Annotated in this window: 25 protein-coding genes and 2 pseudogenes; 4 read left to right on the top strand and 23 right to left on the bottom strand. The window is 36.9% G+C overall.

Annotated features, from left to right (window positions below):
- Window positions 1–42: 42 nt before the first annotated feature.
- Window positions 43–1,158, bottom strand: coding sequence for a vitamin B12 independent methionine synthase (locus ACHBIE_RS02685; protein WP_394732653.1), 1,116 nt, complete (start codon window positions 1,156–1,158; stop codon window positions 43–45).
- 264 nt (window positions 1,159–1,422) lie between these two features.
- On the opposite strand from ACHBIE_RS02685, the gene rpmF reads away from it, so the two are divergent.
- Together rpmF and rpmG are read left to right on the top strand one after the other, a co-directional pair.
- Window positions 1,423–1,605 (top strand): 50S ribosomal protein L32, encoded by a 183-nt coding sequence (gene rpmF, locus ACHBIE_RS02680; RefSeq protein WP_002937589.1) that lies wholly within the window; start codon window positions 1,423–1,425, stop codon window positions 1,603–1,605.
- 15 nt (window positions 1,606–1,620) lie between these two features.
- On the top strand, window positions 1,621–1,770 hold the full coding sequence (gene rpmG / locus ACHBIE_RS02675; RefSeq protein ID WP_002262412.1) for a 50S ribosomal protein L33: 150 nt from the start codon (window positions 1,621–1,623) through the stop codon (window positions 1,768–1,770).
- Window positions 1,771–2,086: 316 nt separating this feature from the next.
- Here rpmG and ACHBIE_RS02670 read toward each other — a convergent pair whose 3' ends face one another.
- The 5 genes and pseudogenes from ACHBIE_RS02670 to ACHBIE_RS02650 all read right to left on the bottom strand — a co-directional run bounded on the left by ACHBIE_RS02670 (window position 2,087) and on the right by ACHBIE_RS02650 (window position 6,329).
- Window positions 2,087–2,716, bottom strand: a complete 630-nt coding sequence (locus ACHBIE_RS02670; RefSeq protein ID WP_394731595.1) for an ABC transporter ATP-binding protein — start codon at window positions 2,714–2,716, stop codon at window positions 2,087–2,089.
- Between the two features lie 12 nt (window positions 2,717–2,728).
- Entirely contained in the window at window positions 2,729–3,964 is a 1,236-nt protein-coding gene (locus tag ACHBIE_RS02665) for a hypothetical protein (RefSeq protein ID WP_394731596.1), read from the bottom strand.
- Window positions 3,954–4,856: a hypothetical protein gene (locus ACHBIE_RS02660; RefSeq protein WP_394731597.1), complete on the bottom strand. Its 903-nt coding sequence runs from the start codon at window positions 4,854–4,856 to the stop codon at window positions 3,954–3,956. The genes ACHBIE_RS02665 and ACHBIE_RS02660 overlap by 11 nt, the downstream gene beginning before the upstream one ends.
- Window positions 4,857–4,923: 67 nt before the next feature.
- Entirely contained in the window at window positions 4,924–5,388 is a 465-nt protein-coding gene (locus tag ACHBIE_RS02655) for a hypothetical protein (protein WP_394731598.1), read from the bottom strand.
- 758 nt (window positions 5,389–6,146) lie between these two features.
- Window positions 6,147–6,329, bottom strand: a pseudogene (locus ACHBIE_RS02650) (FanG protein).
- Window positions 6,330–6,357: 28 nt separating this feature from the next.
- Here ACHBIE_RS02650 and ACHBIE_RS02645 point away from each other — a divergent pair.
- Both ACHBIE_RS02645 and cadX read left to right on the top strand, forming a co-directional pair.
- Entirely contained in the window at window positions 6,358–6,972 is a 615-nt protein-coding gene (locus ACHBIE_RS02645) for a CadD family cadmium resistance transporter (RefSeq protein WP_394732652.1), read from the top strand.
- An 11-nt stretch (window positions 6,973–6,983) separates the two neighbouring features.
- Window positions 6,984–7,322 carry a Cd(II)/Zn(II)-sensing metalloregulatory transcriptional regulator CadX gene (gene cadX, locus ACHBIE_RS02640; RefSeq protein WP_000711091.1) on the top strand — a complete coding sequence of 113 codons (339 nt, stop codon included), beginning with the start codon at window positions 6,984–6,986 and terminating at the stop codon, window positions 7,320–7,322.
- Between the two features lie 395 nt (window positions 7,323–7,717).
- On the opposite strand, the gene ACHBIE_RS02635 is transcribed toward cadX, so the two are convergent.
- The 17 genes and pseudogenes from ACHBIE_RS02635 to ACHBIE_RS02555 form a co-directional block, all read right to left on the bottom strand.
- Entirely contained in the window at window positions 7,718–8,557 is an 840-nt protein-coding gene (locus tag ACHBIE_RS02635) for a metallophosphoesterase (protein ID WP_394732651.1), read from the bottom strand.
- 51 nt (window positions 8,558–8,608) lie between these two features.
- Complete coding sequence (locus tag ACHBIE_RS02630) at window positions 8,609–9,502, bottom strand: aldose 1-epimerase family protein (RefSeq protein ID WP_394732650.1); 894 nt, start codon at window positions 9,500–9,502, stop codon at window positions 8,609–8,611.
- Window positions 9,503–9,566: 64 nt separating this feature from the next.
- Entirely contained in the window at window positions 9,567–10,979 is a 1,413-nt protein-coding gene (gene lacG, locus ACHBIE_RS02625; RefSeq protein ID WP_394732649.1) for a 6-phospho-beta-galactosidase, read from the bottom strand.
- An 88-nt stretch (window positions 10,980–11,067) separates the two neighbouring features.
- Window positions 11,068–11,145: pseudogene (locus tag ACHBIE_RS02620) on the bottom strand (IS200/IS605 family transposase); the annotation flags it as partial.
- A 182-nt stretch (window positions 11,146–11,327) separates the two neighbouring features.
- Window positions 11,328–12,731 (bottom strand): 6-phospho-beta-galactosidase, encoded by a 1,404-nt coding sequence (gene lacG, locus ACHBIE_RS02615; protein ID WP_394732648.1) that lies wholly within the window; start codon window positions 12,729–12,731, stop codon window positions 11,328–11,330.
- 180 nt (window positions 12,732–12,911) lie between these two features.
- Window positions 12,912–14,573: a PTS lactose transporter subunit IIBC gene (locus ACHBIE_RS02610; protein WP_394732647.1), complete on the bottom strand. Its 1,662-nt coding sequence runs from the start codon at window positions 14,571–14,573 to the stop codon at window positions 12,912–12,914.
- Between the two features lie 140 nt (window positions 14,574–14,713).
- On the bottom strand, window positions 14,714–15,025 hold the full coding sequence (locus ACHBIE_RS02605) for a PTS lactose/cellobiose transporter subunit IIA (protein WP_003063087.1): 312 nt from the start codon (window positions 15,023–15,025) through the stop codon (window positions 14,714–14,716).
- Between the two features lie 12 nt (window positions 15,026–15,037).
- Window positions 15,038–16,438, bottom strand: coding sequence for a 6-phospho-beta-galactosidase (lacG, locus tag ACHBIE_RS02600; RefSeq protein ID WP_394732646.1), 1,401 nt, complete (start codon window positions 16,436–16,438; stop codon window positions 15,038–15,040).
- A gap of 10 nt (window positions 16,439–16,448) precedes the next feature.
- Complete coding sequence (locus ACHBIE_RS02595) at window positions 16,449–17,285, bottom strand: PRD domain-containing protein (protein ID WP_394732645.1); 837 nt, start codon at window positions 17,283–17,285, stop codon at window positions 16,449–16,451.
- Between the two features lie 186 nt (window positions 17,286–17,471).
- A complete protein-coding gene (gene lacD, locus ACHBIE_RS02590; RefSeq protein ID WP_394732644.1) occupies window positions 17,472–18,449 on the bottom strand; it encodes a tagatose-bisphosphate aldolase in 978 nt (325 codons plus the stop codon).
- 1 nt (window position 18,450) lies between these two features.
- A complete protein-coding gene (locus ACHBIE_RS02585; protein WP_394732643.1) occupies window positions 18,451–19,383 on the bottom strand; it encodes a tagatose-6-phosphate kinase in 933 nt (310 codons plus the stop codon).
- 9 nt (window positions 19,384–19,392) lie between these two features.
- On the bottom strand, window positions 19,393–19,908 hold the full coding sequence (gene lacB, locus ACHBIE_RS02580) for a galactose-6-phosphate isomerase subunit LacB (RefSeq protein WP_002941130.1): 516 nt from the start codon (window positions 19,906–19,908) through the stop codon (window positions 19,393–19,395).
- A 26-nt stretch (window positions 19,909–19,934) separates the two neighbouring features.
- On the bottom strand, window positions 19,935–20,357 hold the full coding sequence (gene lacA, locus ACHBIE_RS02575) for a galactose-6-phosphate isomerase subunit LacA (RefSeq protein WP_002941127.1): 423 nt from the start codon (window positions 20,355–20,357) through the stop codon (window positions 19,935–19,937).
- Window positions 20,358–20,562: 205 nt separating this feature from the next.
- Complete coding sequence (locus ACHBIE_RS02570; RefSeq protein ID WP_394732642.1) at window positions 20,563–21,330, bottom strand: DeoR/GlpR family DNA-binding transcription regulator; 768 nt, start codon at window positions 21,328–21,330, stop codon at window positions 20,563–20,565.
- 137 nt (window positions 21,331–21,467) lie between these two features.
- Entirely contained in the window at window positions 21,468–22,226 is a 759-nt protein-coding gene (gene pezT, locus ACHBIE_RS02565) for a type II toxin-antitoxin system toxin PezT (RefSeq protein ID WP_105123016.1), read from the bottom strand.
- Entirely contained in the window at window positions 22,226–22,702 is a 477-nt protein-coding gene (gene pezA / locus ACHBIE_RS02560) for a type II toxin-antitoxin system antitoxin PezA (protein ID WP_105123017.1), read from the bottom strand. Before pezA ends, pezT begins: the two co-directional genes overlap by 1 nt.
- A 114-nt stretch (window positions 22,703–22,816) precedes the next feature.
- Window positions 22,817–24,013 carry an iron-containing alcohol dehydrogenase gene (locus ACHBIE_RS02555; protein ID WP_105123018.1) on the bottom strand — a complete coding sequence of 399 codons (1,197 nt, stop codon included), beginning with the start codon at window positions 24,011–24,013 and terminating at the stop codon, window positions 22,817–22,819.
- Window positions 24,014–24,109 lie beyond the last annotated feature (96 nt).

Raw genomic sequence — 24,109 nt, 5'->3', positions numbered from 1 at the left:
CTTCCTAAATCCCTATGACTCCTCCTATCTCCTTTTTCTCTCCTAATTTCCCCAGACCTTGTCCGTAATCGTCTTAATCAATTGTAATTTTTTCCACTCGTCTTCCTCAGTCAGAATATTTCCTTCTTCCGTAGAAGCAAAGCCGCACTGGGTTGAGATGCCAATGTTCTTGAGTGGAATCAATTTCGCTGCTTCTTCAATACGGGCAACCACCGCGTCAATATCCTCTAACTGTGGATTTTTAGATGTAATCACACCCAGCACCAATTCGACATTCTCACGGCCATTCCAGATGTCCACAATCGGTGAAAAATCGCCTGAACGCTCATCGTCATATTCTAAGAATAAGATATCATAGTTGAGTTGGCCCAGATACTTGGCAACCGTCTGGTAGCTTCCTTCAAAAAGGTAGGTTGACTTGAAGTTGCCTCGGCAGATATGGGTCGCCACCGTCAAATCCTCTGGCAAGCCCTCCAAAGCCTTATTGATCACGTAGACATCATCTTCAGCAATCTGCTCAAATTCCGCCCGTTTTTCCGGTTGGTCATGATAGGTCTCCAATTGCTGAATCAAATAAGCCCAGGTTGTGTCGTCCAATTGAACATAGCGGGCACCCAGATCATAAAAATGCTGAATGGTATCATGATAGGCTTTTGCCAAACCGTCTAGGAAATCACTCCAATTTTCGTAGTAATCCGCATAGAGATCGCTGCGATGGTCACGCTTGATAACCAGTGACGGGCTTGGAATAGTCACCTTTGGTGTAACTCCCTCAGGCACGATAGACTGAAGGTATTGGAAATCACGGTAAAACGGGTGGTCTGGATTTTCAGCTACCTTGCCATTGAGGCGGACATTGGTCGTGCGAGTCTTAGCCCCGTGAAACTTGTAAGAATCCTCCTGCAAGTAAGCTTCAAACCCTGTCAATTCCCAGAGGAAGTCCAGGTGCCACCAAGAACGACCGAACTCACCGTCAGAAACTACCTTGAGCCCATTGTCAACCTGGTGATGGACCAATTCAGCGACCAATTTGTCCTGAATAGCGAGCAGGTCTTCGTGGCTGATTTTGCCTTGGGCGAATTGCTCACGGGCATCCTTCAAAGCTTGTGGACGAAGATAAGAACCGACATGATCGAAATGGTAATGTGTTTTTGACATGATGAAAACTCCTTGAAAAATTTTGATAGGTTCATTTTATTCCCAAAAGTTATCATTGTAAAATATATATTTTCTATACATTTCGATAGTTTTTGGCTATATCTGACCATTCACCTTGCTTGATTGCAAAAAATAGAAAAAAATCTGTCAAGTAACTTTACTTTACAAAAAACTTTTGTTATACTACTAAAGTTGGCGAAAGTCATACGCATTATTTTAGATTATAAGGGGCTTGGCCCTGATATTTAATGGAGGAAGAAAGAAATGGCAGTACCTGCACGTCGCACTTCAAAAGCGAAGAAAAACAAACGTCGTACTCACTATAAAGTAGCAGCTCCAACTGTGAAATTTGACGAAACTACTGGAGATTACTCACGTTCTCACCGTGTATCTTTGAAAGGATACTACAAAGGACGTAAAATCGCTAAAGCTGCTTCAGCTGAATAATAGAAGGGAGATACCATGCGCGTAAATATCACACTTGAACACAAAGAATCTGGTGAGCGTTTGTACCTTACTTCAAAAAACAAACGTAACACTCCAGACCGTCTTCAATTGAAAAAATACTCACCAAAATTGCGTAAGCACGTGATTTTTACTGAGGTGAAATAGGGATTCACTACACGTCAATAGACGGTAGAAACCTTGATTTTAAGCGATTTTTGAAAGATGAACTTTCATTACATTGCAATAAAAATCAACCGAATCTCTACATTTTTTTAGATAATAAAAAATATAAGTAGAACATGCAGATATGAAAAGGAACACCTCATATGAGGTGTTCCTTTGCTATTTTTAAAATAGAATTTATATGTAGATTTTTCTTATATAGAATTCTAAATACAGTTCAATAGTAAGGGGAGGTAGCGTGCATTTATAACAAGGACTAATTTCTGTAACTTAATATCAAATCTAACTATCTGACTAATTAGTTTAATTCTATTATTTTTTGACATTTTTCTGCAACTGCTTTGCTATGAGTTGCAATAATGATACAAGAATTTTTAGATTGACGATATCTTAGACACTGCAATACGAGCTCTTCTGTTTTTCTATCAAGAGCTCCTGTTGGTTCATCGCCAATTATAATAGCCGGTTCTTTTACTAAAGCACGTGCAATAGATACTAACTGGCTTTGTCCTCCTGAAATCTCCACTGGATACTTATCTTTTAAATGAGTAATATTTAATTCTCTCATGATATTCATCACTCTATTGTTTGACTCATTCTTGGATACTTTCAAAAACTTTAAGGGTAAGGCTATATTATCAAAACAAGTTAAATCATCGAGTAACTGATAATCTTGTGGAATATAGCCAATATTTTGAAGACGATAGTGCGCCAATTCCTTATCATTTTTTATCATTAAATGTCCAAAAATGGAGCATGTTCCGTGATAAGATGTATCTAATCCAGCAAGAATCCTTAATAGAGTTGATTTCCCTGAACCAATTTTTCCCCTAATTGCCGTTATCTCTCCAGGTTCTATTTTCATATTAAATTTGGTAAATACCTTGTGCTTATGGTATTTTTTGTCAATGTTTTCTAGTATGATCATATACGATTTCTCCTATTCATATTCACTTATTTTAATTAGTGTGCAATAGATAATAAAATATAAGATAAAGTTACTTACAACCATAATAGGTAACACAAAAATTTGTTTAAATAATAAAATTTCTATCACAAAACAAGTCAATAAAGATGATAAATAGAGCCAAATACATATTCTGGATAAAATTCGATCTCTTACGTTATACCCAATTAACCAACTAATGCGAATCTCATCCGCCTGGTATCGTAAAATAGATACTAAAATGCTTCCTATAACATATAAAAAAAGAATACCTAGAGCAACTACTAGTATGATCAATAAAATTTGAAGACGACTAATGACCGATAACAATTGCTCGTATTTTATTAAAAAATCATCCACTTCCAACAGCGAAAAATCAACAAAACCTGACTTTTCCGATTGTTCTCGAAGCACTTCCAAAACCTTCTCTCTTGGTAAACGTGTTGCAAACTGGCTATTAATCATAGCGAAATATAAAATACCTTCAAATGTAAAATCCTTTGTCTTAATGTCTGGAAGTTCAATAGGATAAGGTATAACGATATAATCATCTAAATAAAATTCCGCATTCCCTTTATAGAAAACATAACTATTTGGTTCTAAAAAACCCTTAACTTCAAACGTTATTGTTTTCGTATAAAATTCCCCAGTGATTTTATCTCCTAGTTTGTAATGTTCACGAAATTGACTACCTAAAAGTATAGGATAGGAGTTGAAATCTAATAAAGATATAGAGGGCCAATCTATTTCCTCTCCCTCTTCAACTTTTAAATGATAAAAATCAAATGCTTTCCGATTCATTTGAAAAGATTTTACTGCTTCAGGATCCTTAGTGTTTCCATTGGTTTCTAGCATCCCTTCATCATATAAAAATTTCTCTCCTTTATTGAATGATTGAATAAAAAGCGGTTGATTAAAAGTTGCTAACAACTCAATTTCTTTTGATTGATACAAGTTATTGTAAAATATTCTAAGAGTATCAAGACTCTCTTTATCACTCCTAAACTGATAAAAAGCATCGTCTTCATATAGAGTATCAATTATAGTGTAACTATAATAACCGTTGGATAGTCGGGTTATATTATTTTTAGCTTGATCATTTTTTAATAATAACTGACTAGTTAATGTGATAACTACCGTAAGTAATATGACTAATAAACTTGCAAGTAAGTGAAGTAGGACGGAGGGAATTGTTTTTTTTATATGTATGTCATTATTTCTATTTTTCATTAGCTCTCCCTCTGTAAAACAAAAATGTAAAACTAATCACCTCAATCAAGACCATCGCTAAATGGTGGGGTAACATCATTTGCCTCTCTCCTAGTAGCTTAAATAGGAAGGTAAATGTCGTCAAAATACAAATATTTGCTGAAAGTAGAAAAAATAATTCTTTGATATAAATGGATACCCAGTTTTTTCCTAATAAATGATATGTTTGATATATTTTGTTATTTTTTCGGATAAGGAAATGTATCCAAAAAATAATAGATAGACCGACAAACGTTACAGTACTTGCATTCAATAAGAAAGCAAATTGTGACAAAGAAAAAATACGTTCAACACCTATGTTATCACCTGGTTTCGTATGATTCTGAAAATTGGGATCATTTAATTCACCATTTAAACTGAGTTCCCCTTCATGTGCTAATAACTTTTTGTCACTAACTAAAATGGTTCTGGACAACGGACTATTAGCTAACATTCCAAGTTTTCCAATTACTTCATATTTTCTTCCCTCAAAAATAACATATTCTTTATTTTCTTCATAAATAGTCTTTATTGAATAGCCAATCAAGGCTTTCGAATCATTATTTTTATATAATAATTCTCCTGTTTTATGAGGGAAGTGAAGATTATCCCAGTTATTGGCAAAAATATTCAGAACATCCTTATCTCCATTTTCTATCTTCTGAACTAGCCAAAAGTTATCATTATTCTTACCAATTTTAGTCAATATGTCACTAAATTCATCAGAAGATAGAGATAAATGGTTTGATGTTCTAAGAGCATTACTTTCTAACACCACTAAGTTTTGCTGATTTTGGTAATAGTAATTAAGCCATAGACACGCCATTAAAATAAATAGTGGTATATAAATTTGTATTTTTCTCAATAAATTCATAAATTATCACCTGATAGAAAATATGCCTTTTCTTTTTTAATGAAAAGGCATATTTATTTAACAATTACTATTTACCATAGAAAGTTTTCGCGAGATTTGTACTAATCTCTCCTTCAAATACCCATGGAGAGTAAGCTTGTGTACCATTACGAGCCCAAACACGACCTGAGTCAGTATTAACACGACCTCTTCCATACGCCCCTACCATCTGAGCTCTACTGTAATGATAGACTCCTGGCCAAGTGGTAGAAGCAACAGCTCTCGATTCAAGACCATCTTTCCGAAAACGGTTTTCACGTTTTCCATTATGTATCGGTCCACTGTTGGCTGCTCGCAATCTAGAAATTCCAGGCGTTAAATTACTATTCTGGTTAGAAAACTTACCTGTTTCCTCATTCCAGCCACCTAAGATAGTTGAATCTACCTGATCTACTTTTGTATTTGCATAAACAGAAGTAGCGTTCACTCCCAATCCTAAAAATAAACTAGCTGAAACCCCTGACAATAGCAATAGCTTTTCAAACTTATGCATGATATTCTCCTTTCCTATTTTCAATTGTCATATTTACTTTATGAGTAATTGATGACTTTTCAGAAGTTAATAAATGTAGATTTTCATCTACAGGGAACCTCCTATCCTTATTAATATTAATTTGAAATCTATAAAAATACATCCCCCATCAGTCTGCTTTCCCCACATCAAGTCCACCTGGCTTTTTTTACGACTGAATTCTCACTTCATGGTGTTCTCCATTCTGCAGATCCTGTTTATATGAATTTGCGTTACCAATTATAACTACCTGCAACAAAAATAAATTAGGAAGTTTTTTAGTCCACAATATTTACCTAATCCATGAATGCGCTTTCTATTTATCGATTTCATTCTAACATATATTTACTTATCAATCAAGTATTTTTCTGTTTGGAACTAAATATTACTATAACGCAACAAGATAAACTGAAGTAATAATTACAAGTTCGATTAGGGCATCGGTCAATCTCCACTACCATGGATACGTACGCTTCACTAGCGCAAAAGAAAATTGGAAGTTGTTAGCTTGTTTCAAACCAAATTAGACGAATTAACGGCATAGTTATTCTATCTCTACATTTTTCTCTACACTTTTGGAGGACAATTCATAAAAGTCTTGCTATATCAAGGTTTATAATCGCTAAAATAGACATTATTAGACCTTTACTGAGGTTAAGTAAGGGTTTCAGTACACGTCAATAGACGTCAAAATTTTGATTTTAAGCGATTTTTGATTTTTTGAAACTCATTATATCGCACTACAAATCAATAAAAACTCTACCTTTTACTCTACCTTTTTTAGATGAATATATCATTTGGATATTGAAGTTAAGCCCTGTTATCATTTGGATGGCAGGGCTTTATATTTGGTACACTAACTTCTTATCTATATTTTGGTGGAGCTGAAGTTGACATCTATAAAGTTTAATGTTAGAATACATTCAAAAATATATTTGAATGAGGTGTTTTATGATTCAAAATATTGTTACTTCAATAATCCTGTATTCTGGGACAGCCGTAGACTTACTTATTATCCTAATGTTATTTTTTGCCAAAAGAAAAAGCAGAAAAGACATCATTAACATCTATTTAGGACAATTTCTAGGCTCTGTTAGTCTAATATTGCTAAGTTTGCTTTTTGCATTTGTCTTAGATTATATTCCTAGTAAAGAGATTTTAGGTTTGCTCGGTTTGATTCCAATTTTCCTAGGCCTCAAAGTTTTGCTTTTAGGAGATTCTGATGGAGAAGCTATTGCCAAAGAAGGTTTGAGCAAAGATAATAAAAACCTGATTTTTCTAGTCGCTATGATTACTTTTGCAAGTTGTGGTGCTGACAATATTGGTGTCTTTGTCCCATATTTTACTACCTTAAATTTAGCGAATTTGATAGTGGCTTTACTTACCTTTCTAGTCATGATTTATCTCTTGGTTTTTTCTGCCCAAAAATTGGCACAAATCCCTTCTGTTGGAGAAACTTTGGAAAAATATAGCAGATGGTTTATTGCCGTTGTCTATTTAGGATTGGGGATGTATATCCTGATTGAAAACAACAGCTTTGACATGCTATGGAATGTGTTAGGCTAGGAGAAAGTATTTTGAAAAAAGATAGTATCTGCCAAGTGAATGTTATAAATCAACAAAATGTTACAACCGCAACGAACTACCTTGAAAAGGAAAAAGTCCAAAAATCACTTCGCATTTTATCAAAGTTCACCGATAATAAACAGATAAATATCATCTTTTATCTCCTTGCTGTTGAAGAACTATGTGTCTGCGATATAGCCTGTTTACTAAATCTCAGTATGGCATCTGCCTCCCACCATCTTCGTAAACTAGCCAATCAAAACATCTTGGACACTAGAAGAGAGGGGAAAATTATATATTATTTTATAAAAGATGAGGAAATCAGAGATTTTTTTAATCAACTAGGATAACAATGGATACTTACGCTGAATTAGCACCTCAACGAATGTTAGAAGCTGTTGGTATTTATCTTGATAAGATTGCTGAACTAACGCAATAACTACTCTACCATTCACTCTACCTTTTGCTAAGGAACATTACAAAAACGTTGATATATAAACGTTTCTAACAGCTAAAATAGACAATACTTAATCTTTACTGAGGTGAAATAGGGATTCACTACACGTCAATAGACGGTAGAAACCTTGATTTTAAGCGATTTTTGAAGGATGAACTTTCATTACATTGCAGTACAAATCAGTCGAATCACTACCTTTTTTGAAATAAGATTTTGATTCGAATAAGTAATAAACCCACTGGCTCATTAAAAGTCAGTGGGTTTTTGAGTGATTAGAAAGAAGTGAAATTACGGATTAACAAGATCTACAATGATAATTTCTGGGCGATTAAAGAATCTTGGTACTCGTGTAGATTCTTTAGCCAGACCCCTGCTTACAATAAAATACGAATTTTCAACTTCATATAAACCACCTGCATATTTCGGAAGAAAACCTTGATTAGGCGCAAATACACCATTAACCAAATAAGGTACTCTCCATTGTCCTCCATGCGCATGACCAGATAACACTAAATCAAATCCATACTTTTGATATGTATCAATTAGTTCTGGCCGGTGCGCTAGTAAAACTTGAAAGTCAGCGCTTATTTGCTTCCCTTTTATGTCTTCAAGTTGGTCTAGCAAATTCTCACTAGTATCGTACTTTTGAAAATATTCAGGATCATCAATGCCTGAAATAGTGATGGACTGCCCCCTTACATCAACTCTACTACTATCTCCAGATAATACGACCACATTCTGTTGTCTCAGATCTTCCAGCATCTGATCATATCGATTACTCCATATTTCATGATTACCTGACACATAGTAAGTATGATTAAATTTTCCCAGCCCGCTTAACAATTCTAGAGTTTTTCTGTCAGAAAGTTCATCATCAAAAATATCTCCACCCAATAAAATGATATCTGGCTTTTCTTTCTCTAATGTTTCCACGATTTGTATCTGATTTTTACCGTAATTTGATGAGTGTAAATCAGTAATTAGAGCAAGTCTGATTGGCTGAGATATTTTGGGACTAACAAGCCTGTAATGAGTTACTTGAAGCCGACTGTCAAAACCTAAAGCAAGAAAAATTAGGATACAAATAAAAACAAAGCATCGTGGCTTAATATTTTTTAGTTTTTTCATTATACGAACTATTTTACCAAATTTCTGTAACGAACAAACATTTTCAAAAGGTTACTCAATAATAATATCAAAATGTTTTTTATCAACTTCATTTGGAGCAACATAGCTAATACTTCGTTTGGCATTGAAAATATCAGATTCTTCCAATGAAGTAGAGAGTCCGCTCCATGGTTCTAATGCGATAAAGGGACTCTGATTTGTAGTTGACCAAATCACTAAATATGGAAAATCATCAAATGCAATCGAAAGTTTCTTCTGATGATTTTTGGATTTCAAGGTTACCTTTCGTGATGCTAACTGATCCAATGTTATGGCATCATGCTCAAACAGTTTATAGGACAAGTCCAAGGTCTTCTGATTTTCCAAGAATGGCCGGCGATCTTGCAGATCAAGTAAGCCAGTTTCTGGAAAACTTCTAGGTACTGTACAAGATTCTACTTTTTCAAATTCTAAATAATAGTCTTCGTAACTCTCACCATCCAACAAGGGACAATTAAAACCTGGGTGACCCCCAATAAAGTAAGGTAGCTTTCTATGTCCCTCAAGGTTTTTCACCCGATATTCAGTTCGAATTGTATTGCCAAGTAGTGAGTAGTTAATAGAAAGTTCAAATTCAAAAGGGTAATTTTTTACGGTTTCTTCGTTTGATGAAATAGAAAATTCTAAAGAGTTTTCAGTAGTTCTTACATTTTTGAACATCATTTTTCTCACAAGTCCATGCCTTGGAATTGTGCCTGTAAATGTCGGTCTTTCTGCAGGTTCATAGATAGCCCAATCATTTCGTAAACTTCCACAAATCGGAAATAGAACTGGCGCTTGACCGCTCCAATAGGTCGGATCTCCTTGCCAAAGATATTCGATACCATCCTTGTCTTTAATGGAAATAATTTGCCCACCTAATTCAGAAAATTGTACTGTTAAGTTCTCATTTTTTAATTCGAGCATAAAAACTGCCTCCCTTATATGAAAACAAGGATGCTAACTTGAGCTAGGCATCCTTGTATTAGTTTTATTCAATAACCTGTGTTTCCGCTACTTTTTTATACCAATATGCACTTTTCTTTGGATAGCGTTCTTGGGTCTCAAAGTCAACATAGAACAATCCATATCGTTTCTCGTATCCATTTGACCAAGAAAATACATCCATCAAGGACCAGATGAAATAACCTTTAACATTGGCACCATCTGAGATAGCATCTGAAATCACTTCTAAATGCTTTTTCACGTAGTCGATTCGACCATCGTCATAGACTGTACCATCTACAAACTCATCTTTATAGCCTAGGCCGTTTTCAGTGATGTAGATTTTCTTATAGTTTGGATAGTCATTTTTTACACGCATGATTTGATCATAAAGGCCTTGCGGGTAGATAATCCAATCCCAATCTGTTTTTGGAATATCAACTGGAGATTCTCTACGACCAACTCCCTTGATTTGATACTTAGAACTTCCCTTTTCACCTTTACCATTATGGATAATTTCAGTCTCACCGTCATGAGCCCTCATCCAATCACTCATATAGTAATTGATGCCCAAGAAGTCGTTCAAATCTTTTGCGGCATCTAAGGCAGCGAAGTCTTCATCACGAAGGTCTAATTCCCCACCATTTACTTTCAGAATATGTCGAACGCCTTCAAGTGTTTTTTCAGAATAGTAACCCAAGTATGTAGCATCGAGGATAAATTTATTATGAATAATATCTTCTAGTTCCGCTGCACGAACATCGTCAGGATTGCTTGGATCATAAGGATATTTCGTTGGCAATGCGTGTACAACACCAATTTCTCCGCTATATCCAGCATCCTTATAAAGCTTAACAGCTTTAGCATGTGAAACCATCATATTGTGGTGAGATTGGAATACCTTAGCTAAGTCATACTGAATCCCTGGTGGGAACTTCCCAACTAGATATTGCCCATCACCAATTGGACCGATTTCATTAAAGGTTGTCCAGTAATTCACTTCGGGGAATTCTTTGAAGCAAAACGCTGCGTAATTGACGAAGTGCTCAATATTTTCTCGATTTAGAAAGTCACCATTAGAATGTAGCGTTTCTGGTGTATCAAAATGATGAAGCGTTACAAATGGTTCAACGTGACGTTTATGGCATTCCGCAAATAATTTATGGTAAAACTCTACTCCCTTTGGATTCACTTCTCCAAAGCCTGTTGGGAAGATACGAGACCACGCAATCGAAATGCGAATGCCATTCACACCAAACTGTTCACTTAGTTCTAAATCAACTGGATAACGATTATAAAAATCAGAAGCTGGTTCCGCAGTGTACCAGTAATTATCTTCTAGATACTTGTCCCACGCAACACGACCTTTTCCATCCGTCTGTGTAGCACCCTCTGCTTGATATGCAGCAGTTGCTCCACCAAATATAAAATCTTTCGGTAATGTTTTTCCATAGTGCACCTCTATTTTGATTTATTTATCTTTATTTTAACGCTTTCTTGTTATTTGTGCAAGCGTTTGCGTTGTATTTTCCATATACTATTTGTCAACGGTATTTTGGGGCCAAAACAATATGATACTTACAATTCCATGTTGGACGTGCTAAACTATTATTATCATGATTCATCAGGGGGTCTATGTATATTAGTTTGTGGTCGGGAAACCTTTTCTAATATATTATTTTAGGGAGTTTTTTTATACTACATTGAAAGCTACACTGAACCACTAACACAGCTAGTGGTTTTCTAATGATAATAAAAAGCCTCCTATCATTTCAGGAGGCAAATATAAGTCTATTGTTTTTATGAATTATTCTATTGTATGACTTTCTGCCAATTGTTTGTACCAATAAGCTGATTTTTTAGGGTAACGTTCTTGCGTCTCAAAGTTTACGTAGAATAAACCATAACGCTTCTCATATCCATTTGACCAAGAAAAGACATCCATAAGCGACCAAATAAAGTATCCCTTGACATTAGCCCCATCAGCAATAGCATCTGCTACCGCTTCTAAATGTTTTTTGACATAGTCAATACGAGCATCATCGTAAACAGTCCCATCTACAAATTCATCTTTGTAGCCTAGACCGTTTTCTGTAATGTAAATCTTTTTATAATTTGGATATTCTTTTGTAATACGCATAATTTGATCATACAGGCCCTTAGGATAAATCATCCAGTCCCAATCGTTACGAGGAACTTCTACATCTGATTCATGCTTTCCAATACCTTTAATTTGATAAACAGAACTTCCTTTATTTCCTCTACCATTATGAATAATTTGTGTTTCTCCATCAAAAGCACTAATCCAATCACTCATATAATAATTAATGCCTATAAAGTCTATTTCATCTTTTACCATTTTGAGTACAGCAAAGTCTTCTTGACGTAAATCTAGTTCACCTCCATGGATAGATAAAATATAATTAACTCCATCTATTGTTTTATCTGAGTACTCTCCCAAATAAGTTGCATCCAAAATAAATTTATTATGCAGAATATCCTCTAACTCTGTTGCTCGTACATCTGCTGGATTATCCGGATTATAAGGATACTTCATCGGTAAACTATGGACAATTCCAATTTCTCCATTATATTGTCCATCCCTAAAAAATTTAACAGCTTTAGCATGTGCTACCATCATATTATGATGAGATTGAAAAACTTTAGCTAAATCATATTGAATTCCTGGCGGAAAATGTCCAGATAAATATTGTCCCGAACCAATCGGACCAATTTCATTAAAAGTCGTCCAATAATTAACTTCAGGAAATTCTTTGAAACAAAATGCAGCATAGTTAACAAAATGCTCTATGTTTTCACGATTAAGAAAATCACCATTAGAATGTAGTACTTCTGGAGTATCAAAGTGATGCAATGTCACAAAAGGTTCAACATGACGTTTATGACATTCTGCAAATAAGTTATGGTAAAATTCTACTCCTTTAGCATTTACTTCACCGTATCCTTTAGGAAAGATACGTGACCACGCAATGGATATACGAATGCCGTTTACTCCAAACTCCTCTGCCAATTGTAAATCAACTGGATATTTATGGTAAAAATCACTTGCTGGTTCTGCTGTGTACCAGTAATTATCTTCTAAATACTTATCCCAAGCTACTAGCCCTTTACCATCCGTACGTGTAGCTCCTTCAGCTTGATAAGCGGCTGTCGCGCCACCAAAGATAAAATCATTAGGTAATTGTTTCATGTTATATCACATCTATGATAATGCAAATTATTTATTATCATAGTCCTTCCTTAAGTATGTTATCTTAATTAGTCACCACTGTGGTTAAGTCATAGTACTCTACAACATCAAGAATTTTATAGATTCTTTTAAAAATATAGCTTTTATATGAGTTAGAGTAATTTTATCTAGCAATTACTGTTAGTTGAAATAAGATAAGACAAAGGCTACTGCACCTTCTGGATCACGTGTTAATTTAATGTATTCAGCACCTTTTGTAGCTGCTAACTTAATACCAAGCGCATCCGTATCTTTCTTAATATCTTCGTAGAATGAATTAACTTGCGGAGCAAGTACAATCATGTCAAAATCTTTCATAATCTCATAATGGGAACCATAAGCACCTGCTGACGCTGTGATGTTTGCACCTATGGCAGTTGCACCTTCAGTAAGAGCATTAGCAAGCATAGCACTTGTACCAGCACCAGCACAAAGGACCAAAACGTTGATTGGTTTGTCAGTTGTGACTTTAACAGCTGGTTTTTCCTCAACAACTTTTTCCGCTTTATCCTTTGTAGCAGTTATGCTTTCAGCAACAGCTTCTTCTTCTTCAAGAAGTGAGGCATCATAAGCCTTAATGAATGGGAAATAAATAATAGCATCAACAACAATGAGAACAAAGACAAGACTAACAGCTAAAAGACTAACGCCCGTACCAAGAATAATACCAATTGGTCCTGGTGTAGCCCAAGGTAGAACATATATGAAACTATTCATCTGGAAAACATCAACAAAGAACTTAAAGATACACACATTGACCATAGGTGCTAAAATAAATGGGATGAAAAAGTAAGGATTTAGAACAATTGGAGCTCCAAAGAGGAGAGGTTCATTCACTGCGAAACTCACAGGAATAAAAGAAGCTTTACCAACAGCTCTTAACTGTTTTGACTTTGCAAATAGTAAAAATAGGAAAGGAACAACTAATGTAGCACCTGTACCTCCTAGGTTACCAACAAAACTACCTAACGGTTCTGTTAAAACATTACTGGCATGTTGCCCTGATTTAACTAACTGCAAATTCAACTCCACATTAGTATAAACAACAGCTGCAATTGCTGGACCTGTGATAGACGGACCATGCACCCCAACAAACCAAAATAAAGCAGTCGCTCCCCAAATCAAGGAGATTCCAAGATATCCGTCTGCAGCTACAAATAACGGTTGGAATAGATTTGTAACTACTTCTGCAAATGATGTGCCAAAGAAATAACGAATGATAGTATCAATGATAACAGCTGCAAATACGGCAAATGAGAATGGGAAGATATCACGGAATGTTTGCGAAATAGTCCCTGGCACTTCCTTTGGCATCTTAATGGTGATATCGCGCAACACACAGAACTTGTAAACATTAACGGTGATGAAGGCGGCTACAAAAGCAGCTAGAATCCCTTTTGTCCCCATATAGCCATTTGCCAAACCACCATCAATTTGATCTGCGCTCAACAAAAGGAAACTAACAATTGATGCAAGCATAACAGAAACCGCATTGATTTTTTTATTGCTTGGCATTTGACGATTGACAGATTCTGCCAAACAGCGTGCCGTAGTTGCCGAAACAAGAATTGCAACGACCCCCATAGAATAACCGTAAACCTTCCAAAGCCAAGTAGAAAAAGCTTCTGGAAGTGTTATTCCTACAACTTCTGGCAAGGCAGCAATCAAGATAAAGATACTAGAAAAGAGAATCGCTGGCATGGCTGCTAAGAAACCATCACGTATAGCACCAAGGTAAATATTGCGAGAAATTTTTTCAAAAAAAGGTTTCCCTTTTTCAATTTGTTGAATGAGTTTGTTCATGATACAACTCCCAAAGAACATAGGCTTGGCTAGTTATTTCTGACACATCTTTAAAAGAAATAGGATATGTCAAAAATGACTATTGAGAGGAGATTTTGCTGTTACCAAGCCCTAGTTCATGTCCTTTCTTTTTTTCAAAATTAGCGATTTTTATATAATTCAATAAAATCCGTAATGAGGTCACGTAGCAACAAGGTTGTCATCAAGTGGTCTTGACCGTGAACAAAGATGAAACCAAGTTCCAAATCTTCGCCGCCTGCTTCTTGTGCTAACAATTGTGTTTGAGCATTGTGAGCTTTAGCCAAATTTTCGTCAGCATCTTTAATCGCTTTATCAACATTATCAAAGTTGCCAGAGCGAACTTCCTTAAGCAATTGAAGAAGTGTGCTTCTTGCATCACCTGAGTAAGCCACAATTTCAAAACCTAACATTTGTAATTCTTTTTTATCCATTTTCTAAATCCCCTATTCTACAATTTTTGTATCGCTGATGTGTTTGTACCAGTAAGCTGACGCTTTTGGATAACGTTTTTGTGTTTCAAAATCCACATAGAACAAACCATAGCGTTTATTATAACCATTTGACCATGAGAACAAATCCATCAATGACCAAAGGAAATAGCCTTTAACATTAACCCCAGCATCAATTGCTTTTGCAAGAGATTGCAAGTAAACTTTCAAATAATCAATACGCGGTTGGTCCATGATGATACCATCGTCAAATTCATCTTTATAGCCCATACCATTTTCTGTGATATAGATTTTATTGTAATGCGGATAATCCGATTTGATACGAAGAAGCAAATCATACAGACCTTCTGGATAGATAATCCAATCCCAGTCCGTTCTTGGAATACCTTCTTTGTAAATGCGCTCGCCAATACCTTTGACTTTGTAAACAGATGTTCCTTTGTCACCTGTACCGTTGTGATGAATGGCATTTTCGCCATTGTAGGCTTTAACAAAGTGACATTGGTAATGATTGATACCAAGATAATCGTTGCGGTGGCTGGCTTTTTTCATTTCCTCAAAGTCGCTATCAAGGAATTCGTAGCTGGCATTGTTAGCTGCGCAGATTTCGTTAAGCGCTTCCATTGTTTCGTTTGAATAATAACCTAGATAAGTTGCATCCAGTAAAAATCGAATAGAAAGGGCATCATCTAAAAAAGCAGCGTGTTTATCTTCTTCGCTATCTGTTGCTGGGTATTTTGTTTCAAGAGAATGTACTACACCGATTTCTCCTTGATAGTCACCATCTTTGAACAAATTAACCACACGCGCATGCGCATACATCATATTGTGCAGACATTGAATGACTTTTGACAGGTCATATTTGATTCCTGGTGGGAAAATACCAAGCAAATATTGGTTGGTTGCTACTGGGTAAATTTCATTGAAGGTGCTCCAATGACGAACTTCTGTAAATTCTTCAAAACAGAATTTTGCATAGTTAACAAAAGCTTCAATCGTATCACGGTTTAAAAAATCCCCATTGTCAAACAAAACTTTTGGCGTGTCAAAGTGATGGAGCGTGACAAAGGCTGTGATGTTGCGTTTTTGACATTCCGCAAACACTTTGTGGTAATAATCAACTCCTTCTTGGTTGACCTCACCAGTACCATTTGGGAAGATACGGCTCCAAGCAATGGATAAGCGAAGTCCGTTGACACCAAATTTTTCACAAAGTTCAATATCTTGTGGGTATTGATGATAGAAATCACTAGCAGGGTCTGGGCTGAAACGCCCTTGTTCTGCTAAAAAATCGTCCCAAGCTACTGGACCTTTACCACCTTCTTTAGTAGCTCCTTCAACTTGGTAGGCTGCTGTTGCCCCACCAAAAATAAAATCTTCTGGTAATTGATACATAATTTTCTCCTTATTTCAATAAGCGTTGAATGTGAATCACAAGGTAAACACGTTCACTACGCGATAAATCTATGTTTAGTTCTTGTTCAATCAAATCATAAATAGCTTGCCCAATTTGATAGGCTTGCGGATAATCTGATTTCACATATTCTTCCAAATTAATCAACGATGCATTATCTTGCTGATTCATCTGCAATCGATTAATGAGGTAGGTTAAATGAATCATCAAACGGTCGTAAAGATTACTATTTTCTGCGCTGCGCTTGATATTATTTTTTGCCAGCTCGTCTTCAATCAAAGTTAGCACTTTTTTCGTTGCATCCTCTTTGTTATTATCAGAAACTTCGTAATCCCCTTTGGCATTAATGAAATGTAAAGCCATTCGTCCAACTTCATCTTCTGGAAAAGTTACCGACAACTTTTGACTTAAAACGACAACAGCCTCTTTCGCCATTTGAAACTCAGTAACATACGCCGCTGAAATATCTGGTAAATGACTTTCCTGATAAGTTCCCTTTAAAAGCTTTTGATACACCGAATAAACGTGGTCGGTAAGGGTTACATATAGGTATTCCTGAACCGGAAAATGATATTTTACTACCAAATCATCAATCATGTTATAAGTCACCGTTAGGATATCAAGCGGAATATTTTTCAAAAGGGTTAAAAAGTTTTCTTTGGATTCCTCTGTTTTCAAAAGGAAAACTTTCTCGACCTTGCTTGGAGTGATCAAATCACCTTTTTTCTTTTGAAAGACTATTCCTAGCCCCATGACAACGGCTTGTTCATCTTGTTCGTTTTTCACTAAAGCAACATTATTATTGAGCGCTTGTATAATCCTAAACATATATCCCTCCTATATTTTTAAGCAAAAAAGACTACAAACAAACCGAGAATATCCTACTCTCAAATCCATTTGTAGTCTTGCCTAATCGAATTAGTTACAATCCACTCTATTCTTGCTGATGAGATTATTATAGCATATTCTCAGAAAATGTAAACCCTTTCTTTTAAGAAAATGGTTATTTTTCAATTATTTTTCTAGCCAAGAAGTTGCTGTTTGAGACAAGACTGCATCAAGTCCCTCAATATTTTCACGACCAACAGTACGTAACCATTCACGCGCAGCTTCTTCACCCTGTTCAATATAGACTGGCACAACACCCGCCCACGTCGCACGACCACAGAGAACACCGTTAAATTTAGCACCTGCTTCATGTGCAAACACTAGTGTATCTTGGAAAAGCTTAGCAGAAACACCTGCACTTAGATAAATGTATGGTAAATGAGTTGATGCTTCTTGTTGACGGAAAAATTCAGCTGCTTCTTCTTTCGTATAGATGACTTCCCCTGTTCCAAAGCCTTCTACAAAATTCATGTTCACAGGTACCTCTACCTTGAGAACATCCACTCCAAAGCGTTCATCCGAAAATACTTTCATAGCCTCATTTACTTTTCGAGGTTTGACTTTTGCAAATTCCACACTGGCATTGTCTTCAATCGTTTCATCGTAGCTCAAAATTTCCAAGAAGAATGGTAAACCTTCAGCCTGACATTCTGAACCCAAGCGTTCAATATAGGCATGTTTTTGAAGGTTGACATATGAATCACCATCAACGTCATAGTAGAGTAAGAACTTGATAGCATCTGCCCCTTCTTCTTTTAGTCGTTTTACAGACCATTCTACCAGGCAATCTGGCAAACGACTGGTTGAACTAGTGTCATAGCCAGTTTTTTCATAAGCCAAAAGCAAACCGCACTGTTCGTCACGAGCGCGTGATGCTGGCAAACCAAATTCAGGATCTAACAGAATTGAGGAAGAAAACTGTGTTAATTCCTCTGAAACTAGTTTCTTTAGTTCTTCCATCTGCTCCACAGTAGGTTCTTCTGCCTGATGTTTTGCCATCATTTTTTTCAGGGCTCCACGTTGGTCGAAAGCTAAAGCTGAAATAATACCTGCTTCATTGCTTACTTTTTCCATGTATTTTCTTTTATCTGCTGTTACTACCATATTATACCTCTTCGACTTCGATTTGCGAATACAACGATTCTGCATTTTCTAAATTGACGTAACCTGTCTGTTCTTCCTGGGCATTTAACATGCCTAAAACATTAGCATTTTTTAATAATTCTGCATCAGGTAAAGCATGTACCAAACCTGCTGCAATACCTGCAACAGTTGAATCGCCTGATCCTACTGGATTGACGACTTTGATTTTTGGAATTCTGACACGATAGAACTTGTCATTGTGCTTGGCAAAAGCCCCCTGTGCCCCTAATGAGACGACTATCCACTCAATTCCTTGAAAAAGTTGACCAGACAAAACTGATTTCAACTCTTGAATATCATCAGTAACTTCTTTACCAATCAGTTGTGATAACTCCTCTGTATTCGGCTTAATAACTGTCGGCTTCTGCTGGCTTTCTAAAACGTTTTTCAGCGCCTCACCAGAACAATCCAAAACAACAGCTACACCGTATTTTTTACAAAGTTCTACAATCTCAACATAATAATTGCTAGCAAGTCCCTTAGGCAAACTTCCTGAAATGACAACTACATCTACATTGTTCAGAGTAATTTCAAGGTGTTCAATAAAATTAAAGGCTTCGTGTTCTTGAATAGTTGGTCCTTGTTCTAAAATCTCCGTCTGTTTGCCATCATGAAGAACCGCAATACAGTTACGTGTTTCGCTCCCAATTTCCACAAAGGAATTTTTAATATCATTTCGAGTGAGTTGTTTCTTTACATAACTTCCAATCTCACCGCCAATAAAGCCTGTTGCTACAACATCTTCACCGATTTGTTTCAAAACTCGTGTGACATTGAGCCCCTTGCCTCCAGCTGTTTTTTGAACTTTTTCTACTCGATTGACCGTATCCAAATAAAAGGTATCCAAGTGATAGGCAATATCAACCGACGGATTTAAAGTGATTGTCAAAATCATGAGAACCTCCTAGTCGTGGTATTCTCCACGATCCCACTTTTCAAGAAATTCCGTAAAGAACTCTGGATTAGCCTGCTCTTGATTGAGCGTTTCAACTGCAGCAATCTTTTCAATCAAACGTTTGTTTGCTTCAGTTGGTTTGTATTCTGCTTTAATGAAGGCTTCAATGATGTCGCACATGAGCAACTCACCTGTAATCTTTCCTCCAAAACCAATGACGTTGGCATTTAACTCTTCTTTTGCATAGAGTGCAGAGGTCATATCACGAACCAGGGCTGATCGAACACCAGGCACCTTGTTTACAGCATTGTTGATTCCAACACCTGTTCCACAAATACAAATTCCTAAATCTGCTTGTCCGCTTGCAACAGCTTCACCAACTTTTTTACCAAAGATTGGGTAATGAGTACGAACATTGTCATAAGTCCCAAAGTCCAACACTTCATATCCTTGATTTTTCAAATAATCTACCACAGCAATTTTTTCATAGGTTACAATGTGGTCACAACCGATTGCAATTTTCATCTCGTATTCTCCTTTGTTTACAACAATTAGCACATTTTATTTAGCATATCGACACGAATTTGGTGACGGCCACCATCATACTCACCTTCAACAAATCCTTTAACGATATTTTTAGCAATTCCTTCTCCTACAATCTCACTACCGATTGTAATAATACGCGAATTGTTGTGTCCTCTTGTCATATAGGCAGAGCGTTCGTCTGAAACTTCTGCAGCAATCATGCCTTTGACTTTAGTTGCGGTCATAAATGGACCAACACCATAAGCATCAATCACAATGCCAAGATTTCCTTCCTCTTGATTAACTTCTGCAACTACTGCCAAAGTTGTATCAACAAAATCGCTTCCATCACTGACATCTTTAAAGTCATATGATTTTTCTAGCAAATAATCTTTAATAACGTCTTTTAGTTTTGAACCCGCTGGATCAGCACCGATAATGATTGTCATAACCTATCTCCTAACAAAAATAGAAAGTTGTAGCCATATTTGGCAGAAAATCTTTGTTTTGCAAAACTTAGAAAAAGCGTTTTCGCTTTTTATGTTTAAATTATACAGCCAAATAAACATAAAGTCAACATATTTTGTTTTATTTTTGTTTATTTTTTTAGCATACAAACAAAAAACCAACATTTCTCTGTTGGTTTTGATAACTTTATGATTTTGTAGAAATAATTTCGATGTGCTTACTTAATAATTGGTAATTTTCATCCTTTGCAGTCATATCGGTCACTAGAGCAGTTACATCATGCAAATCACAAAAGGAAGTAAAATCATCTTTTCCAATTTTCGAGGCATCCAGCAGTAGATATTTTTCTAAAGAATGTTTAATGGCAATATTTTGCGTATAGGCTTCGGCTAGGGTAGAGGTCATGACATCAGTTCCCTTAAGTCCGTTACCTGAAAAGAAAATCTTGCTGAATCGCATTTTTTCTAAACTTGTATTGGTAATTTCTCCTACAAAAGATTCTGTCACTTGGCGATATTCTCCCCCCAGAAGAAAGACTTGAAACTCCTCAGTCTTCTTTTGAGATAGGATGGTAAAAACAGGCATACAGTTTGTGATGACTGTTAGGCGAGGATTTTTAATGGCCTCAGCCAGAAAGGCCACTGTTGTTCCTGGACCTAAAAATACCGTGTCTCCATCTTCTATCAGTTGTGCAGCCCTTTCCGCTATCTCTTGCTTGGCTTCCTTATTCTGAATGTGTTTCTCAGAATGGGAATATTCCCGATATTGAAAAGCCTTATTACTTCTAGCACCGCCGTGAATTTTTGTTAAGACACCTTGCTCTTCCAATTCAATAAAATCACGTCGAACAGTCATATCAGTAACATTTAGCAATTCAACAATCTCAGAAATTCGAACTGTGCCTTTTTTGTTTACCAATCGTGTAATTTCTTCTAGTCGTTCTCGTTTATTCATGTTTAATCCTTTGTTGTTTTTTTACATTATATCAAAAATAAACAAGAATATGTTGGAATTTTGAACAATTCAAACCACCCATTCGATAATATAATGCGAATTACTGTTCCTAGAAGAATTATCAATTAGAAAATTAACTACTTTTTAAACTCCCTCAACCGTTCCTGTCCAAACTTCATCATCTCTTCCTCTACCTTACTCCATTTTCCAAAGAGACACTCTTGTAACACTTCTGCTACGGAACCTTCATCTGATTCAGAATCATATATACAAGTTCTATCTCTTTGGTAAATTTGAATTCGTTCAAAGAGTTTCTCACTTTCTAACTCCCTCAAGTTATCCACCAAGTTCTCTACAATCCCATCATGGTGTTCTTTTGGTGTTGCTCTAGCCTGAGTCGGATCGATGGCATAAAGTTCTTCGTAACGAATCAAGGTGCTGAGATAAGAAAGCTCTGGTTTGGTACCAATTACAGCTAAAGAAACTTGGTAACCTTTAGAACGGAGTAATTGAGCAGTCTGACGAGGAACTTGAGTGGTACGCAAAGTCCCTTCAATCAGCAAATGATAACCCTGCGTGCTGAGTTCGTCAACCAACTGTTCTACCATTTTTCCTGCAAATCCCTTGGTATAGTCCACGCTGTCCTTGCCATACTCTTCTTGCAGGGCTAAGTAGTTGGGATGCTGAGAACGGCAGCTATCACCATCAATGATAATGATATTACCTTGAAATTCCTTTTGCATGATACGATGAATAGTCGTCTTACCAGCCCCGCTTTGTCCTCCAAGCAAAATAGCTTTCGATCGATCTGGAATCATCTTTCCTCGGGTTAAAGCCCGAATGGTTCGCTGTAAAGCCTTCTGAAAGTCAGCCTCACTAAATTCTTCCAATCTCATTAAGCCACCACCCGATGATGCACCATCTCTAACATCCGCTCAATACCATCTAAATAACCATTGTAACGCTCGATTTCATCGAAGGTATCGACAAGGTAAATTTTCGTATTGATCAATTCAGCCAAGTCATCACTCATCAAAATCCAAGGATTCGCTTCATCATCAAAAGCAATCTCTTGACTATCCTGATATCTATAAAGCTGTGATAAAATGGCTGCTCCTCGTTCTTTTATCACTTCTACTTTTAAAGTCAGATGGTAATCTTCAACAGGTGTTAACATCTTGTCCTCCCCTACAATATCGACATAAGAGATGTTAAATTTCTGACAAATGCGGTCGATAAGCTCTGTTGATACGGTGCTGGTGCCATTTTCATAGCGACTCAGGCTATTGCGTGAAATCCCCACCATTTTCGCAAATTCTGGTTGTGTTAAATCGTGTGTATGGCGTAGTGATTTTATATTGTCTCCAATCATAGCCTTTCCCCCTATTCTTAGTTTTATTGTAACACAAAACGCACCAAATTTGGTGCGTTATTAATCGGTTTTTTCACAAAATAGCTCTCGTGCTCTTTTTAAACCTACTTAGGCCTAAAACTCCTCCATCTCCACAAAGGAGGCAAGAATAATCTCTTCCACATGGTCCACTGAAAGAGTCACAAAAACATTTCCATCCAAGCGACCATGCAACACAGCCTGCTCGCTCATTTCTCTCACCAAATCTTGGACTGGGATACCTACTTCAGGCAAGGTCATCGGAATTTCCATCTCATTTTTGAAGAAATGGTAGGTTTTCTCAATAGCCTGTCTAGCCAATTCTTCATCTGAACCTTCTGTCAGTCCCCAAACATTGCGGGCATAAGTTGCAAATTTCGCATGTGTCGTCGGATCAGTATCAACACAGAATTTCATCCAGCGCGGTGTCAAGACAGCCAAACCAATACCGTGCGTAATATCATAATAGGCCGACAATTCATGCTCGATAGCATGGCAAGTCCAGCCGCCCGCACGTCCACTAGCAACCAAGCCATTCAAAGCCAGGGTCGAGGTCCAAAGCAAGTTGGCACGCGCCTCATAATTTTCTGGTTCTGCAAGAGCCACCGGACCATGTTTGATGGCCGTCTTCAACAAGCCCTCTGCAATGCTATCCTGAACATCCACTCCAACTGTGCGATTAAAATATTGCTCAAAAAGATGGCTCATCATATCCGCCGTACCAGCTGCCGTCTGCCATTTTGAAACCGTGTAAGTCAAGGTCGGATCTAAGAAAGAGGCCCGCGGAATGAGCTCCCAGCCACCTGTACCCAATTTTTCATTGGTCTCCATATTGGAAATCACAGCCCCACGGTTCATTTCTGTACCAGTTGCCGCCAGCGTCAGAATATCTACAATCGGAACTGCCTGGCCAATCAGGCGAGGATTTTTGACCAAATCCCAGGCATCACCATCGTAATAAGCTGCCGCAGCCATAACCTTACTGGCATCAACGACTGAACCGCCACCGACAGCCAAAAGCATGTCTAGGCTATTTTCGCGAATCAACCTTCCACCTTCACGGACTGAATCTATCCGCGGATTGGGCTCGACACCTGCCAGCTCCACCCACTCAAAATCATTGTCCTTCAGCAAGGCCGTAACCTTATCATAGAGACCAGAGCGTTTGATGGAGCCACCACCGTAGACCAAAAGTACCTTCTTGCCGAATTGTTCCAAGACCTCTGGCAATTCAGCTAAGCGGTCACGTCCGAAACGGATGTCTGTCGGAATCTGTAAACGAAAATTATTCATCATGTCTCCTTTCAACGACGAGAAATGTATAAATTAGTGAAAACGCTACACTCTTAGTATATCATTCTTGGCTCCAAAAATCAGCTGCTGTAGATA

The sequence above is a fragment of the Streptococcus sp. A23 genome (assembly GCF_043674155.1).
In the GTDB taxonomy this organism is placed as follows: domain Bacteria; phylum Bacillota; class Bacilli; order Lactobacillales; family Streptococcaceae; genus Streptococcus; species Streptococcus suis_V.
The sequence above is the reverse complement of the archived record's forward strand: the minus strand, read 5'-3'. Positions and strand labels throughout refer to the sequence as shown.